The sequence below is a fragment of the Aeromonas sp. QDB62 genome (assembly GCF_027705695.1).
Taxonomy (GTDB): Bacteria; Pseudomonadota; Gammaproteobacteria; order Enterobacterales; family Aeromonadaceae; genus Aeromonas; species Aeromonas allosaccharophila.
The window spans coordinates 15,162-33,820 of record NZ_JAPDCD010000007.1 but is presented as its reverse complement, the minus strand read 5'-3'; the positions used below and the strand labels follow the sequence as shown (position 1 = coordinate 33,820).

The window sequence follows — 18,659 nt, the reverse complement described above, 5'->3', positions numbered from 1 at the left end:
CAAGCTAGCAAAATCCAAGGGATAGACAACTAAAAATCCATTGTGAGTGAGGTGATTACCCCACGCTGTGATGGCGCGCACTAGCACCACGCTTCCCTTCTTAATTCGTTCTTAAGTTTGACTTCCTACGCTGGCCCCGTCGTTTCTGTTGGCTTGACCGCGCCCTCTCTCTGTAGGCCGGTATGTAGGAGTTGTTTATGCGAGTGACCCTCGGTGTACTGCAGACCAATCTGTTGCTGGTGCTCTTTTTCGCTCTGGTACTGAACTGGCCAATCTTTTTGCATTTCTATACGGTGCTCAGTGGTCTGACCCATGTCAAAGCCGGGTTTGCCATCTCGATCCCGTTGGTGCTGATCGCGGCGCTCAATGCCGTGTTTATTCCCTTCACGTTCCGGTTTGTGCTCAAGCCCTTTTTTACCTTGCTGATCCTGAGCGGCTCCATCGTCAGCTACGCCATGCTCAAATACGGCGTCATCTTCGATGCCGGCATGATGCAGAACATAATCGAAACTAACAGTGGTGAGGCTGGGGCCTATTTGAATGGCTCGGTGGCACTCTGGTTTCTGCTGACCGGGCTGCTGCCTGTTCTGGTGCTTTGGTCGATCAAGATCCGTTATCCAGCTCGCTGGTATCAGGGGCTGGCGTTGCGGGCAGGTGCGCTGGCCATCTCCCTGCTGTTTATCGGGGGCGTTGCCGCACTTTACTATCAGGATTACGCCTCGGTCGGGCGTAACAACAAGTCGCTGGCCAAAGAAATTGTGCCCGCCAACTATGTCCACGGCCTCTACAAATATGGGCGGGATGTACTGTTTGCCACCCCGATCCCCTACCAGCATCTGGGGACTGACGCCAGGGTGGTGGCCCGGGGAGGCAAGCCGACCTTGATGTTCCTGGTTGTGGGGGAGACTGCGCGCAGCCAGAACTACTCCCTGAACGGTTATGGAAAGGCAACCAACAGCTTCACCTCGAAAGAGCAGGGGGTGGTGTCGTTCAAGGATGTGCGTTCCTGCGGCACGGCAACCGCCGTATCGGTGCCTTGCATGTTCTCCAACCTCACACGGCGCGGCTACGATGATCAGCTCGCCAGCTCCCGTGACGGCCTGCTCGATGTGCTGCAGCATGCCGGGGTATCTGTGCTGTGGAAAGAGAACGATGGCGGTTGCAAAGGGGTGTGCCGCAATGTGCCGACCATCGAGATCCTTCCCAAATCCTATCCGGCGCTCTGTCAGGGAGAGTCCTGCTATGACGAGGTGCTGCTGGAGGGGCTGGATCAGCAGATTGCCGGCATGAAGGGCAACAAGTTGGTGGCCTTTCATCTGATGGGCAGCCATGGCCCGACCTATTTCCGTCGTTACCCTGCCAGCGAGCGCGCCTTTATGCCGGACTGCCCGCGCAGCGACATTGAAAACTGCAGTAACGAAGAGCTGGTCAACACCTATGACAACACCATCCGCTACACCGACAAGGTAGTGGGGCTACTGATAGACAAGCTCAAGTCGCTGGAGAGCCAGTACGATGTGGGACTGGTCTATCTCTCCGATCACGGCGAATCCCTCGGTGCCATGGGGCTCTATCTGCACGGCACCCCCTACAAGTTTGCGCCGGATGACCAAACCCGGGTGCCGCTGTTGACCTGGTTCTCGCCTCAGTTACAGGCCGATCGCCAGCTTGATATGGGTTGCCTGGCGGCGGAGGCAAGCAGCCAGCGCTTCTCCCATGATAACCTGTTTCACTCCATGCTGGGGATCATGGATGTGCAGACAAGTGTCTACGACAACAAGCTGGATCTGTTCAAGCCGTGTCGGGCGGGCTAAATCTCCAACGAGCACACAATAGAAAACGGCAGCCAGTGGCTGCCGTTTTGTTATCTCGCAAGGTAAGTCCTTACTTCTGCTCCATGATGATCTGCAGCAGATCCCCTTCCAGCAGGGCGCGCTTGACCAGCGCAAAGCCGCCATAGGTCGGCTGGTTCTGGAAGCGGGCCTTCACGATGGGCAGGCCACGGTGGAAGCTCGGCAGGGATTGATGCTCGACGCAGCGACGGATGGCCGGGAAGAGGATCTCTTCGGCGGCGGTGATTTCGCCGGCGATCAGCACCTTCTGCGGGTTGAACAGGTTGACCGTAATGGCTACCGCTCGTCCCAGATGCTCACCGACGTTCTCGATCACGCTGCGGGCCAGTTCATCACCGGCCATGGCCGCCTTGCACACCTCCTGAATGGTGATGTGCTTCTCTTGCAGCGCGCTCTGGTGGCCGCGGCTGATGAGCTCCTTCACCTTGTCGATGATCGCTTCGTTGGAGGCGATGGTCTCGAGGCAGCCGAAGTTGCCACAGTGACAGCGCTTGCCGAGCGGCTCGACCTGAATATGGCCGATCTCGCCGACGTTGCGGTTCTGACCAAGGAACACCTGACCCTTGGTGATGATCCCCGAGCCCGTCCCCTGGTGAACACTCACCAGAATGGAGTCCATGCAGTCGCGGGACTCGCCGAAGAAGTGTTCGGCCAGCGCCAGCGAGCGGGTGTCGTTACCCACGTAGCAGGGGAGGTTAAAGTGGTTTTCCAACAGCTTCGCCAGTCCCAGATTGCGGATCTGGTACTTGGGGGTGTAGATGACCATACCGGATTCCGGGTTGACCAGACCCGGCATAGTCAGTGCGATGCTGATCAGGTTGCGGCTGCGTTCGCGGTTGGCATCGATAAAGGCGCCAATCTCCCGCAGCAGCATGTCGACCACGGGTTGCTGGTCGATCTCGGTCACCTGGGTGACGTGCTGGTCGAGCTCCTTGCCATCGAGGTCATAGAGACTCAGTTGCAGGTAGCCACGGCCCAGCTTGGCAGAGACAAACTGAAAGCGTTGTTTGATGGTGGTCAACGAGATGGCTCGCCGCCCGCCGGTAGAGGCTTGCGGTGAGGTCTCCTTGATCAGGCCATGCTCGATCAGTTGCCGGGTTATTTTGGTCACGCTGGCCGGGGCCAGCTGACTCAACTCGGCAATCTTGACCCGGGAGATGGGGCCTTGCAGATCGATGAGCCGATACACGGCTGCACTGTTGACCTGCTTGATAAGATCTACGTTTGCTATTTGTCCGCCAGTCATGATGTCACTGTTGTGTGTAGTGTCCGTTAACCACGGTCCCACGGACCGTGAAGTCCTGATCGAAGACAGTGAGGTTGGCTACTTTACCGACCTGGATACTACCGAGACGTGAGTCCCATCCAATGGCGCGAGCGGGGTAGAGGCTGGCCATTCTCAGTGCTTCATCGAGCGGTAATCCGACCTGCTTGACCAGATTTTCCACCCCCTCAATCATGGTGAGGGAGGAACCGCCGAGTGTACCATTCTCGTCGACACACTGACCATCGCGTAAAAAGACGGTGGTGCCACAAAAATCAAATTTCTCAAAGCCTTCCGGCGCGCCGGCTGCCGCGGTGGCGTCGGTGACCAGCACAAGTCGTTCCCCCAGCACCTTGTGTGCCAGTCGCACGTTGGCCCAGTGAACGTGGTGACCATCGACGATGATGCCGGCATAGACATCCTTGCGATCATAGATGGCACCCACCACGCCCGGCTCGCGACCATTGAGGGTCGGGGTCATGGCGTTGTAGAGGTGGGTCGCAAAGCGAATACCGTTATCGAATCCGGCCATCGCCTGATCGTAACTGGCGGCAGTGTGACCGGCCGAGACCAGAATGCCCGCGTCCACCAGACGGCGGATATGGGCCGGCTCGTTGCGCTCCGGTGCCAGGGTGATCTTGGTGATGGCATCCGCGTTGGCGCAGAAGAAGTCGATCATCTCGTCCGCTGGCTGGCGAATTTGCGCGGCAGGGTGGATCCCCTTGCGCTTGAGGTTGGTGTAGGGCCCTTCCAGATGGACACCCAGCACCTCGTTGGGGTTGGCCGCCATGTAGTCACGGGTGACCGCAACGGCCTGCTTCATGTCGGCATCCGGACTGGTGATCAGGGTCGGCAGGAAGCTGGTGGTACCGGATTTGAGGTTGGCGGCCTGCATGGTCGCCAGGGTCTCGGTGGTGATGTCGGTGTTGAACATCACCCCGCCACAGCCGTTGAGCTGCACGTCGATAAAACCGGCGGTCAGGTTGGCGCCCTTGAGGTCAATCTGCTCGATGCCCGCTGGCAGCTCGGCCAGGTGAGAGATGGCGACAATCTTGTCGCCCTCGACAAGCACCCCGTAGCCGGTCAGCACGCAGCTGCCGGTGTAGAGGGTGCAGTTGGTCAATGCGTACATGACGACTCCTTACAGACGGCCGATGTTGGCGGCTTCCAGCTGCTGGAAGTAGCGGACGGTCTTGACCTTGAGCTCCATGGTGGAGGGCTCGTCGCACACCATCATTCCCTTCGGATGCAGTTGCAGGGTGGAGATGGTCCACATGTGGTTGACGCTGCCTTCCACGGCGGCTTGCAGGGCCAGTGCCTTGCTGTGACCGGTGACCAGGATCATGATCTCTTCGGCATCCATCAGGGTGCCGACACCCACGGTCAGCGCCAGCTTGGGCACCTGCTCCATGTCGCCGCCAAAGAAGCGGGAGTTGGCGATGCGGGTATCTTCGGTCAGGGTCTTGACCCGGGTGCGGGAGGAGAGGGAAGAGGCCGGCTCGTTGAATGCGATGTGGCCATCGTTACCCACGCCACCCATGAACAGGTGGATCTTGCCGTAGGACTTGATCTTCTCTTCGTAGCGCTTGCACTCGGCCACCAGATCGTCGGCATTGCCGTTGAGGATGTTGATGTTCTCGGGGCGAATGTCGATGTGACAGAAGAAGTTGTTGTGCATGAAGCTGTGGTAGCTCTCCGGGTGATCCTCCGGCAGGCCGACGTACTCGTCCATGTTGAAGGTGACCACGTTCTGGAAGCTCACTTCACCGGCTTTGTGCAACTCGATCAGGCGCTTGTAGGTGTTGAGCGGAGTACCACCGGTAGGCAGACCCAGTACGAAGGGGCGATCCGCCGTCGGCTTGAACGCGTTGATGCGGTCAACGATGTAACGGGCAGACCAGAGGCCTACTTGGCTGGCAGATTTCAACGGGATCAGGCGCATGATGGATACCTCTGTTTCGGGTTGCGACCGGGTTGGCGGTGGCAATTGGCTAAGACGGATTCAAGTTGTTTTATAGCGTAAATAAAGATTGCGAACTAAGCCACATCTATCCACCACCTTTATCTTGTTTGGGTGATAACGATCACGATTATCGGTTTATTAATTTGCGCAGCGAAATAAAAGCCCTAGACTGCCAATCAAGCCTTGATGGCTTATGCGTCAAACGTGATAAGCACTTAATTTCTAGAAAAACATTAACTAAGGAGAGGAACCGTGAACATTCTCGGTTATTTGCAAAAGATCGGCCGTGCCCTGATGGTGCCGGTAGCGGTATTGCCTGCCGCAGCGATCCTGATGGGGGTTGGCTACTGGATTGACCCGAATGGTTGGGGTGGTGACAGCGCGCTGGCTGCCTTCCTGATTAAGGCGGGTGCAGCCATTATCGATAACATGTCCGTACTGTTCGCAGTCGGTGTCGCTTACGGTATGTCCAAGGATAAAGACGGTTCTGCTGCCCTGGCAGGTCTGGTTGGCTTCTTGGTGGTTACCACCCTGCTGAGCCCGGGTGCTGTGGCCCAGATCAAGAGCATCCCGGTGGATCAGGTTCCTGCCGCGTTTGCCAAGATCAGCAACCAGTTCGTCGGTATCCTGTGTGGTGTTATCGCCGCTGAGCTGTACAACCGCTTCAGCAGCGTCGAGCTGCACAAGGCACTCTCCTTCTTCTCCGGTCGTCGTCTGGTACCGATCGTAACCTCCGTCGTGATGATCGTTGTCTCCTTCATCCTGATGGCGGTATGGCCGGCAATCTACGGTGGTCTGGTCTCCTTCGGTGAATCCATCGTGAGCCTGGGTTCCACTGGCGCCGGTATCTACGCCTTCTTCAACCGTCTGCTGATCCCGATTGGTCTGCACCACGCCCTGAACTCCGTGTTCTGGTTCAACGTGGCCGGTATCAACGACATCCCGAACTTCCTGGGTGGTCAGGCTACCATCGATGCCGCGCTGGCCGCTGGCAAGAGCCTGGATCAGGTGAAAGGCGTGGTCGGTATGTACCAGGCTGGCTTCTTCCCCATCATGATGTTCGGTCTGCCGGGTGCCGCTCTGGCCATCTACCACTCCGCCAAGAAAGAGAACAAAGAGAAAGTTGCTTCCATCATGATCGCAGCTGCCTTTGCCTCCTTCTTCACCGGTGTCACCGAGCCGCTCGAGTTCTCCTTCATGTTCGTGGCGCCGGTACTGTATGTCATCCACGCCGTACTGACCGGTATCTCCGTGTTCATCGCTGCCTCCATGCACTGGATGGCTGGTTTCGGCTTCAGTGCCGGCCTGGTGGATATGGTGCTCTCCAGCCGTAACCCGTTGGCGACCAACTGGTACATGCTGATTGCTCAGGGTCTGGTGTTCTTCGGCCTCTACTACGTGGTGTTCCGCGCAGTGATTGCCAAGCTGAACCTGAAAACCCCGGGTCGTGAGGAAGATGAGGACACAGCTCCGGCTGTCGCCCAATCTACCAACCGTACCGAGCTGGCCAAGCAATACCTGGAAGTGCTGGGTGGTCAAGAAAACCTGGTCTCCATCGATGCCTGCATAACCCGTCTGCGTCTGACTCTGAAAGACCGCAGCGTCGTCGATGAGCGCAAGCTGAAAGCCCTGGGTGCGGCCGGTGTGGTCAAACTCGGTGAGCAGAACCTGCAGGTGATTCTGGGCCCCTTGGCCGAAATCATCGCCGGTGAGATGAAAGCCCTGCGTTAATCGAGCACTCGCTCACCTCAAGTCTAAGTCCATTGTTGACATAACTAAGGGCCCCGCTCCGGGGCCCAATATAAAAAAGCCAAGAAAATCCAACCTTTACTTCAAATGAGAGCAGCAGTTATGAACTTGAAACATTCTCTGTTAGCCATTGCCATGTCTACCGTTTTTGCCGGTCCTGCGCTGGCAGCCGATGCCGCCAAGCAGGCCGTGGTCGACTCCCTCGCCAGTAACCTGGTGGTCAAGTATGAAGTGGTCACCAACGACGGTGCCGGTGCCGGCCTCGATTGCCAGGCGCTCGGTTCCGAGTGGGCGAGCTGTGGCGTTGCCAAGCTGCACCTGACCAACACCGGTGCTGACGTGACCTCCAAAGACTGGAGCATCTACGTCTCCTCCATCCGTCGTATCCAGCGTGTGGATAACGACCAGTTCACCATCACTCACCTGACCGGCGATCTCTATCGTTTGACGCCAACCGAGAAGTTCCAGGGCTTTGCCAAGGATGCCACGGTCGAAGTGCCGCTGGTGGTGGAATACTGGGTACTGTTCGAATCTGACATCATGCCGAACTGGTATGTCGCCAGCGAAGGTGCCGAGCCGAAAGTACTGGCCAGCATGAGCAACATCAATGATGCCAGCACCTACGAGAAGCCGATGCCGGCCGATGGCTGGAAGCGCACCAAGGATGACAAGAACATCCTGATGAACAGCGAAACCCGTTTCGCGGCCAACCAGACCAGCACCCTGCTGCCGGCTGGCAAGATTGACAACCAGATCCTGCCGACCCCGATGAAGCAGGTGGTCAAGGCTGGTCCGCAAATCGACTTCTCTACCATCAAGCTCAATGCCCTGGATTTGCCGAGCGATCGCGCCGAGGCCCTGAAGGCTCAACTGACCAAGCTGGGTGTTACCCTCTCCGACACCGGCTACCCGGTGACCATCAAGCTCGGCAGCAAGCTCAAGCAGGCTGAAGGCTATGACATGACCATCGGTCAGAAGGGCACCGTGATCCAGGGTCGCGACATCGACGGGGCATTCTGGGGTGCACAATCCCTGATCTCCCTGCTGGGTGTTGATGACAAGCTGGTGAGCCCGATGACCGTCGAGGATGCGCCGCGCTTTGAATACCGTGGCATGCAGACCGACGTGGCCCGCCACTTCCGCAGTCTGGATACCATGAAGAAGCTGGTTGACCAGATGTCTGCCATGAAGCTCAACGTGCTGCACCTTGGCCTGACCAACGATGAAGGCTGGCGTCTGGAGATCCCGGGTCTGCCGGAGCTGACCCAGGTCGGTAGCCAGCGTTGCCACGACGAGTCCGAAACCAAGTGCCTGATGCCGCAACTGGGTTCCGGCCCGACCAGCGACAACCAGGGTTCCGGTTTCTACAGCAAGTCTGACTACGTGGATCTGGTGCGTTATGCCAAGGCCCGCGGTGTGACCGTGATCCCCGAGATCAACATGCCGGCCCACGCTCGTGCTGCTGTGATCTCCATGGAAGCGCGCTACAAGCGTCTGATGGCGGAAGGCAAAGAAGCGGAAGCCAACCAGTTCCGTCTGACTGATCCGGCTGACACCTCCAACGTCACCTCAGTCCAGTTCTACGACAAGATGTCCTTCATCAACCCTTGCCAGCCAGGTGCTGCCACCTTCGTGGCCAAGGTAATTGATGAAGTTGCCCAGATGCACCAGGCCGCTGGTCAGCCGCTGACCGCATGGCACTACGGTGGTGATGAGGCGAAGAACATCATGCAGGGCGGTGGCTATCAGGATCCGGCCGTCACCAAGAAAGAAGAGCTGGTCGCCTGGAAAGGCAACGTCGATTCCAGCAAGCAGGACAAGCCGTTTGGCAAGTCCCCGATGTGCCAGAAGATGATCGACGAAGGCAAGATCAAGGAAGTGGGCGAGCTGCCGGTTTACTTCGCCAAGGAAGTGGGCCAGATGGTCAAAGACCGCGGCTTCTCTACCCTGCAGGCGTGGGAAGATGGCCTGAAGTACGCCAGCGGTGCCAAAGACTTCGCCACCGACAACACCCGAGTCAACTTCTGGGAAACCCTCTACTGGGGTGGCTTCAACGAAGCGATGAAGTGGGCGCACAAGGGTTACGAAGTGGTGCTGTCCAACCCGGATTACCTCTACTTCGATTTCCCGAACGAAGTACATCCGGCTGAGCGTGGCTACTACTGGGCAACCCGTTTCAACGACACGCGCAAGGTGTTCGCCTTCGCCCCGGAAAACCTGCCGCAGAACGCCGAAACCTCGGTTGACCGCGACGGCAACGCCTTCGTGGCCAAGGGTGACCAAGATCCGGTCAAGTTCAAGGGGATCTCCGGTCAGCAGTGGAGTGAAACCGTGCGTACCGATGCTCAGTACGAGTACATGGTCTACCCGCGTATCTTCTCCGTGGCCGAGCGTGCCTGGCACAAAGGCGGCTTCGAGCTGGATTACGTGAAGAACCGCGAGTTCTCCGGCGAGACCAAGCATGTCAACAAGGCCACCCTCAACAAAGAGTGGAACCAGTTTGCCAACGTACTGGGTCAGCGCGTGCTGCCGAAACTGGATCAGGCCGGTGTTGAATACCGCCTCTCCGTACCGGGTGCCAAAGTGGTGAACGGTGTGCTGGAAGCAAACGTGGATCTGCCGGGTCTGCCCATCCAGTACAGCCTGGACGGCACCAACTGGAGTGCCTATGACGCCGCGGCCAAGCCGAGCGTGAATGGCAAGGTCTACCTGCGTACCACCAGCTTCGATGGCAAGCGCACCAGCCGCGTCACCGAACTGAACTGATAGCAGTCAACCGTTAATGCAAGGTGGGTCGCAAGACCCGCCTTTCCCAAGGGCGATGGCGCATCGGGTTTGGGAAAGGTTGACTGTGCGTGTGAGCCTTTGTTGTGTGTAATTGTCTGTTTTGTTTTTCATCACTTTTAGCCCCGCCTTGTGCGGGGCTTTTTTATGCATTTGCTGCGCAATGTGCCAACCCCGCCCGTTTTTAGTGGCGCAATGGCCGGGAAATGGCCCGGAAGTGCCAAATTCAGGTTGAGGCAGCGCCCGTAATGAGGGATCATACCCGGCTTGACGGCGGGGGGATGAGGGTGCCAGCCGGCACAACTTCCGCCAGTGACGCTTTTTTGAGGTGAGCCATGAGTCAGGCGAACAGCCCAACTAACTTTATTCGTCAGATCATTGATGAAGATCTGGCCAGCGGTAAGCACACCAGCGTGCATACCCGTTTTCCGCCCGAGCCGAACGGTTATCTCCATATCGGCCACGCCAAGTCCATCTGCCTGAACTTCGGCATCGCTCGTGACTATCAGGGCCAGTGCAACCTGCGTTTCGATGACACCAACCCGGTGAAGGAAGACATCGAGTTCGTAGAGTCCATCAAGCAGGACGTACAGTGGCTCGGCTTCCAGTGGAGCGGCGAGATCTGCTACTCCTCCGACTATTTCGACAAGCTGCACGGCTATGCCATCGAGCTGATTGAAAAGGGTCTGGCCTATGTGGACGAGCTGACGCCCGAGCAGATGCGCGAGTACCGTGGCACCCTGACTGAAGCGGGCAAGAACAGCCCGTTCCGCGATCGCAGCGTGGAAGAGAACCTGGCGCTGTTTGCCAAGATGAAGAACGGCGAGTTCGCCGAAGGCACCGCCTGCCTGCGCGCCAAGATCGACATGGCATCTCCCTTCATGGTGATGCGCGATCCGGTGATCTACCGCATCAAGTTTGCCCACCACCACCAGACCGGTGACAAGTGGTGCATCTACCCGATGTATGACTTCACCCACTGCATCTCGGACGCGCTGGAAGGGATCACCCACTCCATCTGTACCCTGGAGTTCCAGGACAACCGTCGTCTGTACGACTGGGTGCTGGACAACATCACCATCGACTGCCACCCCCGTCAGTACGAGTTCTCTCGTCTGAACCTCGAGTACACCGTCATGTCCAAGCGCAAGCTGAACCTGCTGGTGACCGAGAAGCACGTCGATGGTTGGGATGACCCGCGCATGCTGACCGTCTCCGGTCTGCGTCGTCGCGGCTACACTCCGGCCTCCATCCGCGAGTTCTGCAAGCGCATCGGCGTCACCAAGCAGGACAACATCGTCGAGATGAGCATGCTGGAAGCCTGCATCCGCGAAGACCTCAACGAGCATGCGCCGCGCGCCATGGCCGTGCTGCATCCGGTGAAAGTGGTTATCGAGAACCTGGCTGCCGACGAAGTGCTGACTGCCCCGGCCCACCCGAGCAATGCCGAGATGGGTACCCGCGAGCTGAACTTCACCCGCGAGATCTTCATCGACGAAGCGGACTTCAAAGAAGAGGCGAACAAGCAGTTCAAGCGTCTGGTGCTGGGCAAGGAAGTGCGTCTGCGCAATGCCTATGTGATCAAGGCCGAGCGCATCGAGAAAGATGCCGATGGCAAAGTCACCTGCATCTACTGCTCCTACGACCCCGAGACCCTGGGCAAGGATCCGGCCGATGGCCGCAAGGTGAAAGGGGTGATCCACTGGGTCAGCGCCACTCACTCCCTGCCAGCGGAAGTGCGTCTCTACGATCGTCTGTTCAAGGTACCGAACCCGGGCGCCGAGGATGACTTCGAAGCTGCGCTGAATCCGGAATCCCTGGTGATCATCGAGGGGGCTCGTGTTGAGGCATCCCTGAAGAACGCCAAGCCGGAGCAGGCTTACCAGTTCGAGCGTGAAGGTTACTTCTGCGCCGACAACAAGCTCTCCAGCCCGGAGCATCTGGTGTTCAACCGCACCGTTGCCCTGCGCGACTCCTGGGGCAAAGTCGAAGGCTAACTCAGTAGGGCAGGGGAGACCCTGCCCTGTGCGATGCCACGGCCTGCGCCGGACAATAAAAAAGCCAGCTGATGCTGGCTTTTTTATTGTCCGTTATCTGCAAGTCGCGGGCGACTTATTCGTCGTGCTTGCACTCACCTGTTGCACAGTGACCGTAGAGGTAGAGGCTGTGGTTGGTGAGACGGATATTGAATTTCTTGGCGATCTCGCGCTGACGCTGTTCGATCACTTCGTCGGAGAACTCGATCACCTTGCCGCAGTCAAGGCAAACCAGGTGGTCGTGGTGCTCCTGAGTCGCCAGCTCGAATACCGACTTGCCACCTTCGAAGTGGTGACGGGTAACGATACCGGCATCATCAAACTGGTTGAGAACGCGATAGACGGTAGCGAGACCAATCTCTTCACCCAGGTCGATCAGTCGTTTATAGAGATCTTCGGCGCTGGTGTGCTGGCAATCCGGCTGTTGCAGGATTTCCAGGATTTTGACCCGGGGCAAGGTGATCTTGAGCCCGGCCTTTTTTAACGCTTGGTTGTTGTCTGCCATATTCTACTTATTCGCATTCTCGAAGGTGGGGTTATTCTGATGGACTGCCGCAGGAATGGCAACCTTGAACTCGCTTGGCCTGTCATTATAGGTCGTAGCCTCCCTAAAAATAAACCCAGCAATTCAAGGGGTTTAGTCCTAAATGGCCGATTGGATTGAAATAATCAATCGTGTCGTCCGACTTGCCGGTATGGCAGATGTTGATAAGATGTAACTTTCATATTTCTGGTCGGATGAGATCCATGGATTGGCTTTTTGACAATGCGGCCTGGGTGCGCCGCGCACTCAACGCCTGGCCCCCCTTCTGGGGCGCCGGTATCAAGATAGAGACCCTGAGCGATGACTTTCGCTACTGTCGGGTGACCCTGAAATCCCGCTGGTGGAACAAGAACGCCAACCGCACCCAGTTTGGCGGCAGCATGTTTGCCATGACGGACCCCATCTATCCGCTGATGCTGATGGGCTACTTCAAGAATCGCTACTACGTCTGGGACAAGGCGGGCAGCATCAACTACATCAAGCCGGGCAAGGGCAAGCTGGTGGCCGAGTTCAACCTGACCGAGGGCAAGCTGGCCGAAATCGTGGCGGCGACTGAAGGTGGCAACAAGCACTTCCCCGAATTCGAGGTCACGGTGCAGGACAAGAGCGGCGAGCTGGTGGCGCAGGTCAAGCGCACCCTCTATGTGCGGGCCAAACCGGAGCACAGGGGTGAATAACAGGGGAGAATAAAGGCAGGCATCGCAACAAGCAGATACAACAAGGGCCCCGTCGGGGCCCTTGTTGTCAGAGGTATGAGGGTAGGCGGATTACTCCAGCTCGCCCAGGCACATCTCTTCGTGCAGCTGTTTGCACCAGCCCTTGACGCGCTCGGCGGTCAGCTCCGGCTGGCGATCTTCATCGATACCCAGACCGACAAAGTGCTTGTCATCGACCAGCGCCTTGGAGGCTTCAAACTCGTAGCCGGCAGTCGGCCAGTGGCCGATGATGATGGCGCCTTTGGCTTCGACGATGTCACGCAGGGTGCCCATGGCGTCGAGGAAGTACTCGGAGTAGTCTTCCTGATCACCGCAACCGAAGATGGCGACCAGCTTGTTGGTGAAGTCGATTTCGCCCAGATCAGGGAAGAAGTCGTCCCAGTCGGCCTGGGCTTCGCCATAGTACCAAGTCGGGATGCCGAACATCAGCAGGTCAAAGCTCTCGATGTCGGCCTTGCTGCTCTTGGCGATGTCGCGGACTTCAATCAGGTTTTTGCCCAGCTCTTTCTGGATCATCTTGGCGACAGCTTCGGTGTTACCGGTATCGCTGCCAAAAAACAGACCTACACTTGCCATAGTGTTTAGTTACCCGTATTTGGTGTTAATGCTCAACGCTCAGACTGCAATGTCCACCGCAAAGGCGGACTCAATCTGTTGTTTCAGAATAGATTGGATCAGCTCGGCTCGGCTGATGTTCTGTTGTAACGCAAGTTGGTTCAGGCGCTCCAGCAACTCGGCCTCCACCTTTAACTCTACCCGCTTCAGCCCATTTTCCCGATCGCGCTTAAGCTGGTTACGCTTGTTGATCTTGAGCTGGGTCTCGCGGGGGAGTGGATTGGTCTTTGGCCTGCCGGGGCGCTTCTCATTTGCGAACAGATCCAGTGTTGTTCGATCAGTTTGCTGTTTGGCCATACATCACAGATGAAAATAAGTTAGCCGAGTCCTGAGCCTTCCCAGCCCAGTTCGATCAGCCCCTTGGCGACAAAACCCGCACAACCCAGAAACAGTACCAACCAGACGATAAAACGGCCAAAACGGGGCACATTGCCGCGTTTGAGCACGTCATGAATGGCAAGACCAATCAAGATGAAAATCGCCAGAAAAAATAATTTCAGGCCCAAACTTTCGATCAGGTCGATATGTTCACTTAGCATGGATTGCGCACACTCCTTATGACGGGCGCACTATATCACAAAGGATTTGAAACTGTTAACCGCCTGTCGACAGGAAATCCACAACCAATTTGTTGAACAGAGCCGGTTTTTCCGCATGCAGCCAGTGGCCGGTGTCGGCGATGACACGCACCTTTGCCGCCGGGAATTGGGCCAGCGCCGCCTCGCTGTATTGCGGCTGCATATAGTCAGAATCCCCCCCCTTGATAAAGAGCACCGGCCCCTCGAAGCGGCGATCATCCTCTGGCCAGCCCATGATGTTGGCGTAGTTTTGCTTAAGTGCCGGCACATTGAAGCGCCAACCCCAGCCCTGCTCGCCTCTGGCGAAGGATTTGAGCAGGAACTGGCGCACCCCGGCGATCTCGATGTGCTGCGCCAGCATGGCTTCCGCCTCGCTGCGGCTTTGCGGCGGCGTGCGCAGGGTGGCATTGAGTCCGGCGAACACATTCTGGTGGCGGGAGTGGGGATAGGCGACCGGCGCCATATCGGCGACGACTAGACGGCTTACACGTGCTGGCGCCAGCTTGGCGACCTGCATCGCCACCTTGCCCCCCATCGAGTGGCCAATCAGAGTAGCGTCGGCAATCTCCAGCCGATCCATCAGGGTCAGGATATCGGCAGCTTGCGCCGGATAGCTCATCTCGCTGCTATGAAAGGAGCCACCGTGGTTGCGCAGATCGACGCTGATGACCCGATACTGCTCGCAGAGGGCACGGGCCAGCAGGCCGAGGTTGTCGAGGCTGCCAAACAGGCCGTGGATCAGAATGACCGCCGGGCCCTGACCCTGCTCCTTGAAGTTCAATATGCTGTTTTGTTGCAAAATGACACCTTGTCGGTCGTGAGTACGTATCGCTGTTTTATTTAACGCACTGGAAAGAAAAGGATTTCGTCCAACGGATGGGAAATAAATGTGGTTTTTTTTCTAAAAAATCCCGTCCGGATCGGCTATCAGTGCGGCTGATCACACACTTGGCCCGCTATTATGCCGTATTCTCGATGAGATTCATGTACATCTGCCAGCCCCTTGCTTGGGCTGTCGGGTTTGCCTATGTATAATCGCCGCATCCGAATTTCGACGAGTCCAGCGCATCCCTATGAAAACCATCGAGCTTGATGACGATCTCTACTTCTATATCGCCAGCCAGACCCGGCACATTGGTGAGAGTGCCTCCGATATCCTGCGCCGTCTGCTGGAACAGCCTGCTCACCAACGTGTGCCGGTTGCCGAGCCCGTTGCCGTGGTGCAGCCCAGTGCGGTAGCCACCCGGCAAGGGCTGCAAGCCCTGCTCGACTCCGGTGAGCTGCAAAAAGAAGAGAAGTCCATCAACCGCTTCATGCAGGTGCTCAGTACCCTCTACCGGGACGACCCGGTCGGGTTTACCCAGGCCACCGAAATCAAGGGGCGCAAGCGCGTCTATTTCTCACGGGATCCCGAGGCTCTGCGCGCCAGTGGTAGCACCACCAAGCCCAAGCCGGTACCGGAGACCCCGTTCTGGGTGATCACCAACACCAACACCAGCCGCAAGCAGAATATGGTGGCCCAGCTGATGGCCAGCATGGGCTATGGCGAAGAGGTGATCGCGCAGGTGTGTGGCGCCATTTAACGGTTTATCAAGACTCAGGCCTTGCCCGCCAAGGCCGCCATTACGCAAGGAAAACGCCATGGCTCAGCATTCCCACGCCGGTCAGCCGGCCCGTTTAAGCGACCTGACCAACATCCCCCGTCTGGTCAGTGCCTACTACCTCAACAAGCCGGACATGAGCCGCCCCGAGCAGCGGGTTGCCTTTGGTACCTCCGGCCACCGTGGCAGTGCCTTGCACAACGCCTTTACCGAATCCCATATTCTGGCGGTGACCCAGGCGCTGGTGGAGTATCGCCAGCAGGCCGGTATCACTGGCCCGCTGTTTGTCGGCATGGATACCCATGCCCTGTCCGAATCCGCCTTTGCCAGCGCAGTCGAAGTGCTGGCGGCCAACGGCGTTGAAACTCGCATTCAAGCCGGTATGGGCTTTACCCCGACCCCGGTCATCTCTCACGCCATCCTGCGCTACAACGCCAGCAAGCCTGCCGCGCTGGCAGACGGTGTGGTGATCACCCCGTCTCACAACCCGCCGGAAGATGGTGGCTTCAAGTACAACCCGCCCCACGGCGGTCCCGCCGAAGGGGAGATCACCAAGTGGGTGGAAGACCGTGCCAACGCCATTCTGGAAGCGGGTCTGGCTGGCGTGAAACGGATGCCGTTCGCCGAAGCGCTCAAGAGCCCGTTCGTGGTGGAGCACGACTATGTCACCCCTTACGTGGATGACCTGAAGAACGTGCTGGACATGGATGCCATCAAGCAGGCGGGCATCAAGATTGGTGTCGATCCGCTGGGTGGCTCCGGCGTCGCCTACTGGGACGTCATCGCCAAGACCTATGGCCTGAACATCGAGGTGGTGAACTACAAGGTCGACCCGACCTTCTCCTTCATGACCCTGGATAAAGACGGCAAGATCCGGATGGACTGCTCCAGCCCGTTCGCCATGGCGAGCCTGATTGCCCTCAAAGACAAGTTCGACATCGCCCTTGGCAACGACCCTGACTACGACCGTCACGGCATCGTCACCAAGTCTGGCCTGATGAACCCGAACCACTATCTGGCGGTAGCAATCCAGTATCTGTTTACCCATCGCACCGGCTGGGCTGCCGATGCGGCTGTCGGCAAGACGCTGGTCTCCTCTTCCATGATCGACCGGGTTGCCGGCGAGATTGGCCGTACCCTGAAAGAGGTGCCGGTCGGCTTCAAGTGGTTCGTGGATGGCCTCTACAGCGGCGAGTTCGGCTTTGGTGGCGAGGAGAGCGCTGGCGCCTCCTTCCTGCGCAAAGATGGCACCGTCTGGACCACCGACAAGGATGGCTTCATTCTGGCGCTGCTGGCGGCGGAAATTCTGGCGGTCACCGGCAAGGATCCGCAGGCTCATTACGATGCACTGGAAGCCAAGTTTGGTCGCTCCAGCTACCGTCGTATCGACGCCCCGGCCAACAGTGCCCAGAAAGCGGTGCTCTCCAAGCTGGATCCGGCACTGGTCGAAGCCTCAACCCTGGCCGGTGAGCCCATCATCGCCAAGCTGACCAAGGCGCCGGGCAACGATGCCGCCATCGGCGGCCTCAAGGTGGTGACCGAGAACGGCTGGTTCGCGGCGCGCCCCTCCGGCACCGAGTCCATCTACAAGATCTACATGGAGAGCTTCAAGGGCGAAGTACACCTGGATCTGATCCAGCAAGAGGCCCAGCAAATTGTCTCTGCTGCGTTGGCCAAGGCAGGCGTCTAAATCAGGTAGCCATCCTTGAGCCCCTGATGGGGTTGAACGTTGGATATAAAAAAGGAGCCATAATGGCTCCTTTTTCATTGTCTGTTTTATGCCAGCGAGTTGTCAGCGCGCCGCCTTCACCGCCAGCCCCAGCTGCCACACTGCCATGGCGTAGTGGGTGCTGTGGTTGTAGCGGGTGATGGTGTAGAAGTTGGGCAGGCCGTACCAGTATTGGTAGCCGGTGCCCACATCGAGGCGCAGCAGGCTCGATTCGCTGTGATTGCCCAGGCTGCTGGTGGGGGTGAGCCCTGCGCGGCGCAGGGTGGCGACCGGGTAGCGGGTCTGGAAGCCATGCTCATAGCCGGGCAGCTGACCCTGACCGCGCACCGCCACCGGTTGGCCTTTCTCCCAGCCGTGGGCCTTGAAGTAGTTGGCGACGCTGCCGATGGCATCCACCGGATCCCACAAATTGGTGTGGCCGTTGCCGTCAAAGTCCACCGCATAGCGCTGGAAGCTGGAGGGCATGAACTGGCCATAGCCCATGGCCCCGGCGTAGGAGCCCTTGGGCTCTGCAGGATCCATCCCTTCATCGCGGGTCATCACCAGGAAGGCTTCCAATTCGCTGGTGAAGAACTCGGCGCGGCGCGGATAATCAAACGCCAGGGTGGCCAGCGCATCCAGAATGCGGGTCTTGCCCATCACCCGGCCCCAGCGGGTCTCGACCCCGATAATGCCGACGATGATCTCCGGCGGCACCCCGTAGGTCTGCTCCGCCCGGTTCAGCTCGCTTGCGTATTCACGCCAGAAGTTGACGCCGTTTTGCACGTTGTCGGGGGTGATGAACTTGGCGCGATAGCGGTTCCAGGCGCCGGTCGGACCGGTGGGCTTGGCGGTGGTCGGTGCCTGGGCATCCATCAGGCGGATGATCCAGTCGTAACGCTCTGCCTGAGCCAGCACCTGATGCAACTGGGCACTGTCAAAACCGTGCTTCTCGACCATCTTCTGGACGAACCGGTCCACGTTGGGGCGATTGGCGAAATCCCCCTTGCTAACCCCTTGTGTATAAACAGGTTTGTTCGATGGAGTCTGATTGATAAAGGCGCTGTTGGGCTGGGGCTTGACCACGGGCTTGGGGGCCGGGGCGCTGCTGCAGCCACCGAGCAGGGGGAATAACGACAGAGTCAGAAGAGAGGCAAGGCGACGCATAGGGTTCTCAAAGAGACTAACAAAAGTGTCGTCATGGTAAAACATTGTCATCCGCGTGCAAGTGTTCCGTGCGCCTCGTTG

At 58.1% G+C, this 18,659-nt stretch carries 16 protein-coding genes; 7 read left to right on the top strand and 9 right to left on the bottom strand.

Annotated features, from left to right (window positions below; all coding sequences use genetic code 11):
- Positions 1-197: 197 nt before the first annotated feature.
- Complete coding sequence (locus OKC27_RS05130; RefSeq protein ID WP_182939287.1) at positions 198-1,814, top strand: phosphoethanolamine transferase; 1,617 nt, start codon at positions 198-200, stop codon at positions 1,812-1,814.
- Between the two features lie 70 nt (positions 1,815-1,884).
- Here OKC27_RS05130 and nagC read toward each other — a convergent pair whose 3' ends face one another.
- The 3 genes from nagC to nagB are packed head-to-tail and all read right to left on the bottom strand — an operon-like array spanning position 1,885 to position 5,059.
- Positions 1,885-3,099, bottom strand: coding sequence for a DNA-binding transcriptional regulator NagC (gene nagC / locus OKC27_RS05125; protein ID WP_042057499.1), 1,215 nt, complete (start codon positions 3,097-3,099; stop codon positions 1,885-1,887).
- A 4-nt stretch (positions 3,100-3,103) separates the two neighbouring features.
- The gene (gene nagA / locus OKC27_RS05120; RefSeq protein WP_042657090.1) at positions 3,104-4,249 is read right to left on the bottom strand and encodes an N-acetylglucosamine-6-phosphate deacetylase; all 1,146 of its coding nucleotides are present in this window, start codon (positions 4,247-4,249) and stop codon (positions 3,104-3,106) included.
- 9 nt (positions 4,250-4,258) lie between these two features.
- Positions 4,259-5,059: a glucosamine-6-phosphate deaminase gene (gene nagB / locus OKC27_RS05115; protein ID WP_042057494.1), complete on the bottom strand. Its 801-nt coding sequence runs from the start codon at positions 5,057-5,059 to the stop codon at positions 4,259-4,261.
- Positions 5,060-5,332: 273 nt separating this feature from the next.
- Here nagB and nagE point away from each other — a divergent pair, with 273 nt between their 5' ends.
- The 3 genes from nagE to glnS all read left to right on the top strand — a co-directional run bounded on the left by nagE (position 5,333) and on the right by glnS (position 11,610).
- Positions 5,333-6,811, top strand: a complete 1,479-nt coding sequence (nagE, locus tag OKC27_RS05110) for an N-acetylglucosamine-specific PTS transporter subunit IIBC (protein WP_058053683.1) — start codon at positions 5,333-5,335, stop codon at positions 6,809-6,811.
- A gap of 120 nt (positions 6,812-6,931) precedes the next feature.
- Positions 6,932-9,595 (top strand): beta-N-acetylhexosaminidase, encoded by a 2,664-nt coding sequence (locus OKC27_RS05105; RefSeq protein ID WP_270805982.1) that lies wholly within the window; start codon positions 6,932-6,934, stop codon positions 9,593-9,595.
- 353 nt (positions 9,596-9,948) lie between these two features.
- Positions 9,949-11,610: a glutamine--tRNA ligase gene (glnS, locus tag OKC27_RS05100; protein ID WP_182939289.1), complete on the top strand. Its 1,662-nt coding sequence runs from the start codon at positions 9,949-9,951 to the stop codon at positions 11,608-11,610.
- 115 nt (positions 11,611-11,725) lie between these two features.
- On the opposite strand, the gene fur is transcribed toward glnS, so the two are convergent.
- Positions 11,726-12,154 (bottom strand): ferric iron uptake transcriptional regulator, encoded by a 429-nt coding sequence (gene fur, locus OKC27_RS05095; protein WP_005334301.1) that lies wholly within the window; start codon positions 12,152-12,154, stop codon positions 11,726-11,728.
- A gap of 242 nt (positions 12,155-12,396) precedes the next feature.
- Between fur and OKC27_RS05090 the strand changes: the two genes are divergently transcribed.
- On the top strand, positions 12,397-12,870 hold the full coding sequence (locus OKC27_RS05090; protein WP_005334300.1) for a DUF4442 domain-containing protein: 474 nt from the start codon (positions 12,397-12,399) through the stop codon (positions 12,868-12,870).
- A gap of 90 nt (positions 12,871-12,960) precedes the next feature.
- On the opposite strand, the gene fldA is transcribed toward OKC27_RS05090, so the two are convergent.
- From fldA to OKC27_RS05070, 4 genes are read right to left on the bottom strand one after another with little or no spacing between them, the layout of a single operon-like run.
- On the bottom strand, positions 12,961-13,485 hold the full coding sequence (fldA, locus tag OKC27_RS05085; protein ID WP_005334298.1) for a flavodoxin FldA: 525 nt from the start codon (positions 13,483-13,485) through the stop codon (positions 12,961-12,963).
- A 39-nt stretch (positions 13,486-13,524) separates the two neighbouring features.
- Positions 13,525-13,821, bottom strand: a complete 297-nt coding sequence (gene ybfE, locus OKC27_RS05080) for a LexA regulated protein (RefSeq protein ID WP_005334297.1) — start codon at positions 13,819-13,821, stop codon at positions 13,525-13,527.
- Between the two features lie 20 nt (positions 13,822-13,841).
- The gene (locus tag OKC27_RS05075) at positions 13,842-14,063 is read right to left on the bottom strand and encodes a DUF2788 domain-containing protein (protein WP_033138903.1); all 222 of its coding nucleotides are present in this window, start codon (positions 14,061-14,063) and stop codon (positions 13,842-13,844) included.
- Positions 14,064-14,118: 55 nt separating this feature from the next.
- Positions 14,119-14,901 (bottom strand): alpha/beta fold hydrolase, encoded by a 783-nt coding sequence (locus OKC27_RS05070; protein WP_232093621.1) that lies wholly within the window; start codon positions 14,899-14,901, stop codon positions 14,119-14,121.
- 274 nt (positions 14,902-15,175) lie between these two features.
- On the opposite strand from OKC27_RS05070, the gene seqA reads away from it, so the two are divergent.
- Together seqA and pgm are read left to right on the top strand one after the other, a co-directional pair.
- A complete protein-coding gene (seqA, locus tag OKC27_RS05065; protein ID WP_182939290.1) occupies positions 15,176-15,685 on the top strand; it encodes a replication initiation negative regulator SeqA in 510 nt (169 codons plus the stop codon).
- 58 nt (positions 15,686-15,743) lie between these two features.
- Complete coding sequence (gene pgm, locus OKC27_RS05060) at positions 15,744-17,393, top strand: phosphoglucomutase (alpha-D-glucose-1,6-bisphosphate-dependent) (protein WP_182939291.1); 1,650 nt, start codon at positions 15,744-15,746, stop codon at positions 17,391-17,393.
- A 102-nt stretch (positions 17,394-17,495) separates the two neighbouring features.
- Here pgm and mltB read toward each other — a convergent pair whose 3' ends face one another.
- On the bottom strand, positions 17,496-18,578 hold the full coding sequence (gene mltB, locus OKC27_RS05055) for a lytic murein transglycosylase B (RefSeq protein ID WP_270805981.1): 1,083 nt from the start codon (positions 18,576-18,578) through the stop codon (positions 17,496-17,498).
- Between the last annotated feature and the right edge of the window lie 81 nt (positions 18,579-18,659).

What these genes read in the sequence shown, in the direction of transcription:
- OKC27_RS05130 (WP_182939287.1), top strand. Translation starts at nt 198, where the DNA reads ATGCGAGTGACCCTCGGTGTACTGCAGACCAATCTGTTGCTGGTGCTC.
- nagC (WP_042057499.1), bottom strand. Translation starts at nt 3,099, where the DNA reads ATGACTGGCGGACAAATAGCAAACGTAGATCTTATCAAGCAGGTCAAC.
- nagA (WP_042657090.1), bottom strand. Translation starts at nt 4,249, where the DNA reads ATGTACGCATTGACCAACTGCACCCTCTACACCGGCAGCTGCGTGCTG.
- nagB (WP_042057494.1), bottom strand. Translation starts at nt 5,059, where the DNA reads ATGCGCCTGATCCCGTTGAAATCTGCCAGCCAAGTAGGCCTCTGGTCT.
- OKC27_RS05105 (WP_270805982.1), top strand. Translation starts at nt 6,932, where the DNA reads ATGAACTTGAAACATTCTCTGTTAGCCATTGCCATGTCTACCGTTTTT.
- glnS (WP_182939289.1), top strand. Translation starts at nt 9,949, where the DNA reads ATGAGTCAGGCGAACAGCCCAACTAACTTTATTCGTCAGATCATTGAT.
- fur (WP_005334301.1), bottom strand. Translation starts at nt 12,154, where the DNA reads ATGGCAGACAACAACCAAGCGTTAAAAAAGGCCGGGCTCAAGATCACC.
- OKC27_RS05090 (WP_005334300.1), top strand. Translation starts at nt 12,397, where the DNA reads ATGGATTGGCTTTTTGACAATGCGGCCTGGGTGCGCCGCGCACTCAAC.
- fldA (WP_005334298.1), bottom strand. Translation starts at nt 13,485, where the DNA reads ATGGCAAGTGTAGGTCTGTTTTTTGGCAGCGATACCGGTAACACCGAA.
- ybfE (WP_005334297.1), bottom strand. Translation starts at nt 13,821, where the DNA reads ATGGCCAAACAGCAAACTGATCGAACAACACTGGATCTGTTCGCAAAT.
- OKC27_RS05075 (WP_033138903.1), bottom strand. Translation starts at nt 14,063, where the DNA reads ATGCTAAGTGAACATATCGACCTGATCGAAAGTTTGGGCCTGAAATTA.
- seqA (WP_182939290.1), top strand. Translation starts at nt 15,176, where the DNA reads ATGAAAACCATCGAGCTTGATGACGATCTCTACTTCTATATCGCCAGC.
- pgm (WP_182939291.1), top strand. Translation starts at nt 15,744, where the DNA reads ATGGCTCAGCATTCCCACGCCGGTCAGCCGGCCCGTTTAAGCGACCTG.
- mltB (WP_270805981.1), bottom strand. Translation starts at nt 18,578, where the DNA reads ATGCGTCGCCTTGCCTCTCTTCTGACTCTGTCGTTATTCCCCCTGCTC.